A 12,049-nucleotide genomic window follows, 5' to 3' on the forward strand; every position below is an offset into this window, starting at 1 on the left:
CTACAATAAAGAAAGTTAAGTTATCCACAATAAAAAAACAAAGTAATCCAAACAAACTCCTCGGGACATAAAAAGCCCCTGAAATAAATTTTTTCAGGGGCTTTTCTATCTAAAAGTCAATATTAAGGGAACTTAACCCCTCTATATTTCGTAACATCTACTATTGGAATACTTGATCCGTATTTTGCATTGATGGCATTTATAAAACCATTTGCTGTTATTGCATAACCCATAGGGGTTAGGTGAATTCCATCTAAAGAAAATAGATTACCAGTAATAAAAGCACCGCTTACAGCAGCACCATTAACTACTTTACCAGCACCGTATTCTTTCAGCATTGCATTCGCATCCATTATAGCGAGGCCATAAGCCGCCGCAACAGATCTTATAGTTGCATTATAAGAAGTCACATAGTCATTTACAATCGCAACTTCATCTTTATCCAGAACATATTTACTTGCAATTGGATTTCTTGGGTCTATTCCGTACGGAAAACCTGAAGAATTAGGCACACCTATCACATTATCAGAACTCAGTGTTAACGTAAATAAATCAGCTGCAGTTGCTGGCCGCGTAACACCTGCACCCGTAACAATATACAAGGTATTTACAGATGCGCCTCCCGGAGAAGCATGAATTGCTGCAAGCAGAGTGTTTAATGTTACCGTCTGAAAATAAGCTGTCGCTGTTACATCAGGAATAGTCCCTACAACTCCTTTTGCGCCTGAACCACCGGTTCCACCTTGTACCAACTTGGCTATAACGGCATTATATTCTGCTGTAAAAGCAGATTTAGGTGTTGGGACATCTCCAGCGCCTCCAGAACTTGCATATCCAAGAATATCATTATTACCTAGCCACATGCTAAAAAAAGTGAAGGGCTTAGAGGTTACGAAACTTAAATATGGGGTATATAAAGTGGCATCTGTCAACATACGTTCATAAAATGGATTAGCAGTACCATAACCTTGAATTTCTGCATGGATAAGTTTTATTCCGGGAACACCATAATTATTGATATCACCAGTATATTTAGTAAAGAAAGCTGTACCAGGCCGTAAAGCATCAGGGGGGATCATAGTGATTTTAGGCGTACCATTTGCATTAAAACCGGTAAGCTGAAGATGACCTGATCCATTCGGCTGATTGTCTGGAAAAAAAGGAGTGCTAAAACTTCCACCTCCGACTGTTTTCATTTGTTCTGCAATCATTAATGGAAAGGAATTTTTCTGTCCATCCAGATATAAGCCGCCGTCAGCATATCCAGAAGTCAGTGAATTTCCGACAGCTATGTACCGGGAAAAATCTGCATTCCCTTTATTGGGAACAACTGTATTTACAGATTCAGCGGAGGGCTTACAAGAGACTAAGCCAAGAATTGCCAGTGCAAGAACACCTTTATAAAAATATTGTGATTTCATGATCTTTCTCTTTGAGGATTAAAATTTATAGGATAATGCTACACCAGGGATATAAGCTACAGTTTTAAAAGTACCACTTAATCCGGTTTCTATATTGGTTCCACTCCTTGCAATTACATTCTCATACAAGAAAGAGAAATCCACACCAAATCTTTCAGAAGGTTTAAGTCCGATACCTGCGCTTAGTAATAAACGATTAGCATCTGGAACCTCCGGCGTCACATACCCATCACTCACCGGTGTTAATGCATAACCAATACCTGCTCTTAAAGCCAGAAAAGAATTCGCTTTATTCTCAATACCCAGTCTAAAAGTAGCCGCATCTTTATAGTTCCGCGGAGAATGTGTGTCTGGAATTCTAGCATTATTATCGTAATCAAAAGAAAGGTCTTTATAGACATGCCATTGCACCCAGTTTATATCCAGGGCAATGGTTGTTTTTTCCGAAGGATAGAAACCGAAACCAAGTGTACTGGTTGCCGGCAGCGGCAAGGTTGCATTGAATTTAGTTGGAAAAGTAGACCTTAATGCATCGGGAATATTAAAGTTCGCATCTCCATCTTTTACCGTTGCATTTACTTTAGATCTGTGGGTAAGACCGATGGAGATTCCGGAAAGTGTCTTAACATAAATACCTGCATTCCAGCCAAAATCTTTGGAGGTTCCTTTAAGTTGAGCTGTAGAAGACTCTCCATTATTGAGGGTAATTGGGATGGCACGCTGAAGATCTACCTTACCTAACGAATAAACTAACCCACCGCCTATACCAATATTATCGCTGATCTTTAAACTTAAAGTTGGCTGTATATAAATAGCCTGTAGATCAAGCGAAGTTACAGCATATTTGCCCGTCCAATTAGGATCCCAATGCATTGCACCTCCAAATGGAGTATAAACACCTATACCAAATCTTAATCTGTTTTCAGGCGAACCAAAAACCGCATATGCTGCAAAAGGAGTAGGTAATTTGTTTTGGTTATGTTCTGTTAAATTTGAACCTGTCTGGCTAAAAGCAGTCTTCAGCATAATACCGTTTATCCCACCCTGAACACCATTTTGTTTAAGAAAGGAAACCGCACCCGGATTGAAAAACACCGAAGCTTCGTCCATAGCAACTCCGGTGCCTGCACCGCCCATTGCTGTTTGCTTTTGCCCCTGAAGGTTAACCTGGAAAGATTGAGAAAATCCCCAAACAGGTATTACCATTAGAAAACTGAGTAGAATCTTTTTCATGATATTTGGTTAGTTGTTTAAAATATATGTTTCAATGTGTATTAGATTAGTTATAATCTTCTAACAATTCATCCATACAATATGTTTAAGCTAATATAATAATATGCATGCATAATAAAGAAACAATTTTCATTTAAAAGTCAAAAACAAATTACTTTTTGTTTTACAGTAAATAACATACTTACATTTGCTAACACTGTTATTTTTGATATACCTATTATGAATAACAGATAAAATTGTTTAAAAAGAATAAAGATATGAGCTTAATTGAAGCATTAAACTGGCGATATGCCACAAAAAAGATGAACGGTACAAAAGTACCCCAGGAAAAAGTAGACCAGATTGTTGAAGCGGCAAGACTAGCCCCTACTTCCTCTGGCTTGCAACCCTTTAAGGTAATTGTGGTTACCAACCAGGAGTTAAAGGAAAAGATCTCAACTATCGCTTTTGGTCAGCAACAGATCATCGACTGCTCGCACCTTCTTATTTTTGCAGCTTGGGACAATTATACCCCAGAAAAAATCAGATCGGTATTTTCACACACTAATGCACAACGTAGCCTTCCGGCTGATGCCACAAAAGATTATGAGGACAGGATCATCTCTTTGTATACGGCCAAATCTGCAGAGGAAAATTTCCATCATGCTGCTAAGCAAGCCTATATCGGCTTTGGTGTTGCAATTGCTGAGGCCGCATTATTAAAGGTTGACGCCACACCAATGGAAGGCTTTGACCCTAAACAACTGGATGAAGTTTTAGGCCTTTCAGCTCAGAATCTGCGAAGCACAACGTTGTTACCTTTAGGCTATAGAGATGATAGCGGAGATTGGCTGGTTAATCTAAAGAAAGTACGTACTCCTTTTGAGGATTTCGTTATAGAATTCAAATAAGTCGGAACGATATCCGTACCATAAAATATTTATAATTCCCAGTTTATATCATGAGGTAGAGATTTAGGTTTCTACCTCTTTTTTTTTCCTGCATGTAAAAATATTGTATCATAAAATGTCAAATTATGTTAAACAGGGTTTGACATGAACGAGCTAAGCGCATAAATGAATATATTAGCCTAATTAATTTGTTAATTTATATTCATGAAGTATTTAAAATTTGTTGCTGCTTTGATGCTTGCCTTAGTTAGTGTACACTTTTCGGCATTTTCTCAGAAGGACACCACGATCTTAAATAATATTATAAAAAAAACAGGCAAATTGCCTGAATTGTATCCTGTTGAAAAAGTATATCTTCATTTCGACAAGCCTTATTATAGTGTGGTAGACACCATATGGTTCAAAGCTTACCTTACCTCCGAACAGAACCTTCCTTCACCTTTAAGTAAAGTAGTTTATGTGGATGTAATGAGCGCGAAAGATTCGCTTATTGCCTCTTTAAAATTTCCTGTAGCAAACAGCGTTGCCTATGGCAATATCCCGCTGGATCCTTTGAATTTTAAACAAGGTAATTACTATGTCAGGGCATATACAGTATGGATGCTGAACTTTGATCCCGCTTATTTCTTTACTAAGAATATTCCAATTGGAGAAGCGGTTGACAAACAATTGTTAACGCATTTCACCTACACTTCAGCTACTTCCACCAAAGATCAACAGGTAATTAATGCCCGCATTCAATATAAAAATCCAGATAAACTACCCTACTCTAACAAAACTGTAAACTGGAGGGTCATCTCGGATTATGATGTCATTTTAAAAGGCAAGGGTACAACAGACCAAAATGGAGTACTTAACATTAATTTGAGTCCAAAGAAAAACCAGATTATTAAAAATGGGAACTTAATTACGGACATCAGTACCGGAGACAAAGAAAGCTTAACTTCTACTTTTGAGCTAAAACCTAAAAGTGGAGATAATGACATCCAATTTTTTCCTGAGGGGGGTGAACTGATATCAGGTATACCAACCCAAGTTGCATTCAAGGCGGTCAATCCTAATGGCCTGGGCGTGAATCTTACTGGAACTATCGTAGATAACGATGGAAATCAGATCACTACTTTGACGTCCTCGCATATGGGAATGGGCTCGTTCTATGTCAATGCGGATGCAGGTAAAACCTATAAGGCAAATATTTCCTTCAAGGATGGGAGCAGTAAGACCATTGAACTTCCAAAATCTGCTGCCTCTGGTATAACGCTCCAGATCAATAATGCTGCTGCAGATAACATTAATCTTAAAATTGTTGCTAACGACACCTATTTTCAGCAGAACAAAGACAAAAATTTGTTTATTGTAGCCCAAAATGCAGGAGTAATTTATTACGCCGCTCAAACGGTTTTGCAAAACCAGGTTACTGTTGCTAAAATACCTAAAGCAAAGTTTCCTTCGGGCATTGTGCAAATTACCTTGTTCTCTGCCACCGGCGAACCGGTAAGTGAAAGGATTGCTTTTATCCTGCACCAGGATGCTTTAAATCTTTCGGTACAAACGGATTTACCAGCCTACAAACCAAGACAAAAGGTTAAAATGACGGTGACAGCTAAAAACGCAGCAGAGAAACTGGCTGGAGATTTTTCTGTTTCCGTAACAGATGAGCAGAAAGTTCCTTTTGACGAGGATAATGAAACGACCATTTTCAGTTCACTCTTATTGAGCTCTGATTTGAAAGGCTATCTGGAAAAACCGAATTATTATTTCAATAAAACCAATGACAAAAAACTAGCCGATCTGGACATTCTAATGCTTACACAAGGCTATCGCCGTTTTGATTATAAAGAAATTCTCGCAGGAAAATACCCTCAGGTTAGTTATCTTCCCGAACAGGGAATGAACATCACAGGAACTTTGAGAGATCGCACAGGTATGCCGGTAAAAAAAGCTGGCTTGCGTTTAACGATACCCGGCAGAACTTTCTCGGCCGAAGCCTTTACAAACCCTACCGGTGTATTTAATTTTCAGAACCTGAACTTTCCAGACTCTTCACAAGTAGTAATCAGTGCTAAATACGGCGCCAATGGCAGCAACCTTATGATTATGGTAGACCAGGAGCCCGCGCCTGCAATTGGCACCAACAGGAATGGAGCAGATGAGGTGATGAACATTGACAGCACATTAAACAATTACCTGAATAACAGCAAAAAACAATACAGCTATTTAAGACAACTGAAAGAGGTTAAAATCACTGCAGCTCCGATAAAAAAGGTAAGCCACGCTGACTACTCTGCCCTTTCTGGATTAAGTATGATGCCAGACCACCTATTAGACGCAGATCGTTTTCAGGGCTGTAATGACCTTTTAACTTGCCTTAAAAGTATGGCTATGGGATTAACCTGGGATACAAACACCAATAATTTTTATGTAACACGTGATTTTAATGCGGGAAACAAAACACCTGTGCAAATCTTTCTGGCGGGAATGCCAGTAGATGTTTATGCACTTTCGTCGGTAAATATGGCAGAACTGGAATCCATTGAAATTTTTACTAAAGACGAATTGGGTACGGTTAACAGGATGTATAACTCTAATGGAGTAATTTCCATTAACATGAAAAAAGCAAAGAAAGTGAAAAAGATGAGCCTTGAAGAGATCAAAAAGCTTTTACCTCAGAACAATGTGATTACTGTGAATGCCAAAGGTTACAGTAAACAACGTGAATTCTATTCACCAAGATATACTGCAGAGAACATCAATATGAAAGACCTGAGGACAACAATTTACTGGAATCCAAGGGTGATCACAGATGCCGCAACCGGAGCAGTATCATTTGAGTTCTTTAATGCCGAGGGTAAAGGCACTTATAAAGCCGTAGTTGAAGGCTTAGACAAAAACGGCAACCCGGGCCGTTTTATCTACCGCTATACGGTTAAATAATATTTCCGGGGAGGATCATTAATGATGCTCCCCGTTAATTTCGTATTGACATTTTAATCCATCTTCTGTCATTACCCATTCTGCAAAATCCTTGTTATCTCCTCCTTCGTGATCACAGTTCCAGGATCTGTAATCTTCCAGATACCGGTCAAGATCTTTGTTCAATATCAATTTAGTTCCAACAGGAACTTTCACGGTTACATTAACTTCCTGGTTACGCCAGTAATTATTTTTGGTCAGGTATAATTTAGGGCTAAAATTAAGTACCGAATCCTGTTGTAAAAAATCATAATGAATACTTTGTGCATTCTTCAGAGCAATATCAAATGACCTTCCATGAGCACTGAAGTTTTGAACCACAGCAAATTTCCCATCCATACTTCTTTCGATCCTGATCCGGACATCGACAGGCCGCTGAAAAGGTCCATCATTATGATCTACAATGATCCTTCCCCTATAACTGTCTGAATTGATCTGGTAACGCACACTGTCTTCTTTGGAAAAAAAACGGGATTTATCCAAGACCAGGGTATAAGTTGAATATGGTTTTAGAGAGCTTGTTTGAGTAAATTCAGCCTCTTCTTTAAAGTCAGCCGTCACTTTAGCAATATAAAAAATACCTGTCGCGGTACCTAGCAGCCATACAATCAGCAGGCTAAAAGAAACTGCCTTATTCACTGGCCGGGAAGAAAAAGCGACACGGGCAGAGAAGAGAAGTAGCGCAAGCAATGGCACTGCAAAAAAGATGAAGGCGGCAAACAATAACGTAGACTGGTAAGCCTGGTCTACCATACTTAAAGGAAAGATCTCATTCGCGCCGGCATCCCATATACCAAGGAAGATAGCCAATACCACAATCAAGCCCAACAGCATTATTGCTGACATCAGAATAATTGTTCCCGCTACAAATTTGAATATAGTTTTCCCTGTTCCTGAAATAAACTTTCCCAATACATCAATAAATTCTGTAATAAAGGTCCCTGATCTTTTAATAAGTTGATTATTTTCCATTTCATCCTGAAAGTTTCTAATAAAGCCTTGAAGATTAATAGCCTCACCTTTCATATACATTTTTTCAGACCTGGTCTGAGCACGGGGAACAATAATCCACATCACAAAATAAGCAAGAATACCTGCACCGCCTACAAGCACAGAAAGAAGCGCAAACAGGCGAATCCAACGGTCTTCGATATTCAGATAATGACCCAATCCTGCACAGACACCTGCAACCATTCCTTGTTCAGTATCTCTATAGAGACGTTTTATACCAGCAGAATAAGGTGGAATGAAGGCATTTTCTTCTTCCTCTTCAGAGGATTGAAAATCACGTACGGTACCCATCTGCGCAATAATGGTTTGCACATCGTTCGTATTAATTGCCGCTTTCTGTTGGGTGGTCAGAATTTCGCGGAACATCTCCGCAATTCTATTTTCTATATCTGTTACGATTTCAAAATCATCCGCACTCTTTGCAAAGTGGGCTTTAATTTCATTGAGGTAGCCTGTTAAAAGCTCGTAAGCATCCTCTTCTATATGAATAAGAGAATTCCCGATATTTATGTTCAGTGTGCGTTTCATTTGTTTGTTTGTTTAGAGGTTTCAATTGCATAAGAAAGTTCCTGCCAAGTGGTATCCAACTGTTTTACCATGTCTCGACCCGCTTCGGTAAGGACATAGTATTTACGGGGTGGTCCCGAAGTGGATTCTACCCAATTGTAACTAAGAAGTCCGTTGTTCTTTAAACGGGTGAGTAGTGGGTAGAGCGTACCCTCAACCACCAATAATTTGGCCGACTTTAACTCGGCGATAATATCAGAGGCATAAATTTCTCCTCTTGATATTATAAGCAGCACACAGTACTCTAGTATGCCCTTCCGCATTTGTGTTTGCGTATTTTCTGCTATCATATAACAAAGATATATGTTTTATATAGTAATATGCAATACATAGTACTATATAAAAACAAAATAACTTAATAAATAACTGATTTACAGATATATAATTTTACAAATAATTTTATACTGCAATTTATAGTAGTATTTATATTATCCAAAAAAGTACTTTTGTATCCTTAATTAAGCGCACATGCTAAAGAAATCCATTGAACTCATCAGACGTGAAGCTGCTGAGCAATCAGAGAATTCCTTAAAGAGAACCTTAGGACCTCTAAATCTCATTCTTATTGGCGTTGGCCTTACTCTGGGAGCAGGCTTATTTTCTATTACGGGAATGGCGGCAGCTAATTATTCAGGTCCCGCTGTTACCATCTCCTTTATCATTGCGGCACTGGGTTGCGGATTCGCTGCACTTTGTTATGCAGAATTTGCCTCTATGATCCCTGTAGCAGGAAGTGCTTATACGTATTCCTATGCAACTATGGGCGAATTATTTGCATGGATTATTGGCTGGGACCTCGTTCTTGAATATTCTGTAGGATGCGCTACCGTAGCTATTAGCTGGTCGCAATACCTTACCCGTTTTCTCGCTTCATTCCATATCTACCTTCCTGCTCGACTCACCATTTCACCATTTGAAACCGCAAAACTGGGGGATGGATCAGTAATACATGGGTGGATCAATATCCCAGGGGCGTTGATCGTTATTCTGATGACATTGATTATTATCCGGGGCACCAAAGGATCAGCACTCGTCAATGGTATTATCGTTTTTCTAAAAGTAGGTGTTGTGCTCGTATTTATTGCTCTGGGCTGGAGATATATTGATCCTGCAAATTACAAACCATATATCCCGCAAAACACAGGAGAATTTGGACATTATGGGTGGAGTGGTATTTTAAGGGGAGCCGCCCTGGTTTTTTTTGTATTCATAGGTTTTGATGCAGTTGCGGCCTCCGCACAGGAAACAAAAAAACCTGCAAGAGATATGCCTATTGGGATTTTAGGATCCTTATTGGTTTGCACCATCCTATTTGGGCTATTTGCACACGTAATGACCGGACTGGCAAATTATAAGGAATTCGCCAACAGCGGTGCACCAGTGGCTATAGCTATTGAAAAGACACCTTATGGATGGTTAAGTCAAGCCATTATACTCGCCATCCTAATTGGCTATACCTCCGTTATCCTGATCGACCTCATGGCTCAGTCCAGAATGTTTTATTCCATCAGCCGCGACGGTTTACTTCCTAAAGTATTCTCAGACGTACATCCAAAATTTAAAACACCCTACAAATCTAATATAGTTCTGTGCGGCTTTATCTCCCTTTTTGCTGCCTTTGTTCCAATGAGGGTGGTAGGAGAAATGACAAGTATTGGTACCCTACTGGCATTTCTTATGGTATGTATTGGTATTCTTATTCTTCGTAAAACGGACCCAAAAGCAGAACGCCCATTCAAAGTCCCATTGGTACCCCTTATCCCTATTCTCGGCATTTTAACTTGCCTTGCTATGATGGTTTTTATGCCAGCTGACACCTGGATCAGATTATTGGTTTGGCTTGCAGCCGGACTGACTATTTATTTTCTATATGGAAAAAAGAACAGTAAACTTAGAAAATCAGTTAGAATAATGAAATTGACGAATCCCTAACTTTAGTTAAAGCCCCTTCCAGGAGTCTAAAATACTGGAAGTCAAAATATTTTCCACACAAAATCAAAGTTATTAACATTTTAACATTGATTCGAAATCTTGGCCTACACTTTGTAATTCATAAGTACATCATTAATATCTACTTATGATCATGAAATTAAATCCTGTTTTTCCACAATTGGCCAGGTCCAGAACGGAAAAAAGAGAAAGGGCAGAAGAAAAAAAGCTTACTCACGAACAATGGGTAACCGTAGATAGAATCGTGATAGCAACTCTTTTTGCATTGGTGATTATTGGTGCAATCATCTTTTCCTAGGATTTAAAAATAGCATTAATTAATTTTTTAGCGTGCAGATTTTCTGTGCGCTTTTTTTATGAAAGCTTCCTATAATAATAACGTATCTATACGGTGAGCCTGCAGCCTATTATATTGCGAAGACCAGGTATAAATCGTAAAATGCCCATCTTGTGAAGCCACTAAAGCAATTGCATCCCGCTGATCATGGATAAACTGTGCCGCAGAAAGATGCCTTGTACCCCCAACCTTAGAGGCATGCATCACCACTGCACCTCCCCCTACAATAGGCTCGCTAAAAGACAGTTCTTCTACACTCTCTTTTCCTTTCGCACGTCCGATTTTTGCTCCGAATGCCAACAATTCATATTTGTCATTCACAACTGTCGCTCCATCGATTGCCGTAAGTCCAGACAAATGCTCCACTTCCCTTTTCAGAGCAGTCTGCCAAAAGATCTGGCTCGCCTCTTTCCTGTCTTGCATCAGCAATTTAGACAGACCGCGAAATGACGGCTGAACGCCGTATTGAATTGGTTTTACAATAGACTGAAGCCAGTTATTGTGTTCAGATGGCACAACAAGGAGTGTTCCTCCCCGTTGATGTGAACGCATAGAAACCGCAATTTGGATCAGCACATTAACGGAATCATTCCAATAAGATGGAGCAGTTAAGTCCAGTAAAGAAAGCAACATTGTTGGCCAATCATGAGACCTTGGAGAAGAATTGTCCACGATCTTAATCTGTTCCCCTTTCAAAACAGCGATATTTGTATATTTTCCAAAACCGTAGATCCTTCTGTGTTTAATCACAAGTAAACCAGGTTCAGACACATCCAGTACAAAGCAAAAATTTGGAATACTTAAGGTTGTACCCCACACATACAACTCCTCTCCATCATACCAAATACCCAAATGAATACCGGCACGTTCAACTCCCGGTGCAATCTTTGTTAGCGTACCAGGATTTAAAGGAAGATTATATTTAAATAACAGGGGATTACCCGCCTGTTCCGGTGGCAAAAAAGCTAAAGAAATCTTGGGCGAATGCCCTTCTTCTTTACGAAGACTTGCCCAGAATGTGGCATCAATAATATGTTCTACCAGATGAGCAACAGGCAGTGGGGCAAGATCTTCCTCTCCACTCTCCTTCGCAGCAGACAAATGCTGTGCAAATATGGCTTCCACTTTGGGAGCAATTATCTTTGCGGCCTGGTAAGTTGACTGGTAAATCATGGCTTAAAGTTAACATATTCCAGCTAAATAAAACAGCCAGTCTAAGTCATTTACAAAACACAAAACTATACTTCCACCGCCTCAATACAAATCAAAAAACTATTTAGAACTTTTTTTCATTTCCTCAATTTCTTCATAGCATTGAATAAGTTTAGCCTGTAGATCGACAATTGTAGAGGTCTTTTGCTGTAATTGCTCTACAAGCTCCAATTTATCTGTATCTATATGCCCACCTTTATCATCATCTTCAAAGAAAAAGGATGGTTTTACTTTAAATAATTCTGCGATCTGGAAAATCCTTGAAACATTAATATCTGTAATACCGGTCTCCATTTTAGAAAAAGCAGGAATAGAAATTCCTAATTTTTTTGCAATCTGCTCCTGGCTGTTTTCTATCTTTTGCCTTAAGCTTCTTATTCTTAGCCCAATTCTATTCATATTGATCTTATTATCGATTCTTATTTTATACACCGAAGTTAAACATACTACAACGC

10 protein-coding genes are annotated in these 12,049 nt (G+C 39.1%); 4 read left to right on the forward strand and 6 right to left on the reverse strand.

Going from position 1 to position 12,049, the window contains the following annotated elements:
- Window positions 1-122: 122 nt before the first annotated feature.
- Both DBR11_RS17695 and DBR11_RS17700 read right to left on the reverse strand, forming a co-directional pair.
- Entirely contained in the window at window positions 123-1,421 is a 1,299-nt protein-coding gene (locus DBR11_RS17695; protein WP_108553973.1) for a G-D-S-L family lipolytic protein, read from the reverse strand.
- Between the two features lie 18 nt (window positions 1,422-1,439).
- Window positions 1,440-2,654, reverse strand: coding sequence for an OmpP1/FadL family transporter (locus DBR11_RS17700; RefSeq protein ID WP_108553974.1), 1,215 nt, complete (start codon window positions 2,652-2,654; stop codon window positions 1,440-1,442).
- Window positions 2,655-2,911: 257 nt separating this feature from the next.
- Here DBR11_RS17700 and DBR11_RS17705 point away from each other — a divergent pair, with 257 nt between their 5' ends.
- The gene (locus tag DBR11_RS17705) at window positions 2,912-3,544 is read left to right on the forward strand and encodes an NAD(P)H-dependent oxidoreductase (RefSeq protein ID WP_108553980.1); all 633 of its coding nucleotides are present in this window, start codon (window positions 2,912-2,914) and stop codon (window positions 3,542-3,544) included.
- Window positions 3,545-3,748: 204 nt separating this feature from the next.
- Window positions 3,749-6,478 carry a carboxypeptidase-like regulatory domain-containing protein gene (locus tag DBR11_RS17710; RefSeq protein WP_108553975.1) on the forward strand — a complete coding sequence of 910 codons (2,730 nt, stop codon included), beginning with the start codon at window positions 3,749-3,751 and terminating at the stop codon, window positions 6,476-6,478.
- A gap of 18 nt (window positions 6,479-6,496) precedes the next feature.
- Here the strand turns inward: DBR11_RS17710 and DBR11_RS17715 are convergent, their stop codons facing one another.
- Together DBR11_RS17715 and DBR11_RS17720 are read right to left on the reverse strand one after the other, a co-directional pair.
- On the reverse strand, window positions 6,497-8,056 hold the full coding sequence (locus DBR11_RS17715) for a PspC domain-containing protein (protein ID WP_108553976.1): 1,560 nt from the start codon (window positions 8,054-8,056) through the stop codon (window positions 6,497-6,499).
- On the reverse strand, window positions 8,053-8,385 hold the full coding sequence (locus tag DBR11_RS17720; protein WP_108553977.1) for a PadR family transcriptional regulator: 333 nt from the start codon (window positions 8,383-8,385) through the stop codon (window positions 8,053-8,055). Before DBR11_RS17720 ends, DBR11_RS17715 begins: the two co-directional genes overlap by 4 nt.
- A gap of 178 nt (window positions 8,386-8,563) precedes the next feature.
- Here DBR11_RS17720 and DBR11_RS17725 point away from each other — a divergent pair, with 178 nt between their 5' ends.
- Complete coding sequence (locus DBR11_RS17725) at window positions 8,564-10,027, forward strand: amino acid permease (RefSeq protein WP_108553978.1); 1,464 nt, start codon at window positions 8,564-8,566, stop codon at window positions 10,025-10,027.
- A gap of 145 nt (window positions 10,028-10,172) precedes the next feature.
- Window positions 10,173-10,343, forward strand: a complete 171-nt coding sequence (locus DBR11_RS29655) for a hypothetical protein (RefSeq protein WP_158275317.1) — start codon at window positions 10,173-10,175, stop codon at window positions 10,341-10,343.
- 69 nt (window positions 10,344-10,412) lie between these two features.
- Here the strand turns inward: DBR11_RS29655 and DBR11_RS17730 are convergent, their stop codons facing one another.
- The gene (locus tag DBR11_RS17730) at window positions 10,413-11,555 is read right to left on the reverse strand and encodes a putative sensor domain DACNV-containing protein (RefSeq protein WP_108553979.1); all 1,143 of its coding nucleotides are present in this window, start codon (window positions 11,553-11,555) and stop codon (window positions 10,413-10,415) included.
- A 99-nt stretch (window positions 11,556-11,654) separates the two neighbouring features.
- On the reverse strand, window positions 11,655-12,049 hold a 395-nt coding region (locus tag DBR11_RS17735), incomplete at its 5' end, for a helix-turn-helix domain-containing protein (RefSeq protein ID WP_233260804.1).

The organism is Pedobacter sp. HMWF019 (assembly GCF_003061025.1).
Classification (GTDB): domain Bacteria; phylum Bacteroidota; class Bacteroidia; order Sphingobacteriales; family Sphingobacteriaceae; genus Pedobacter.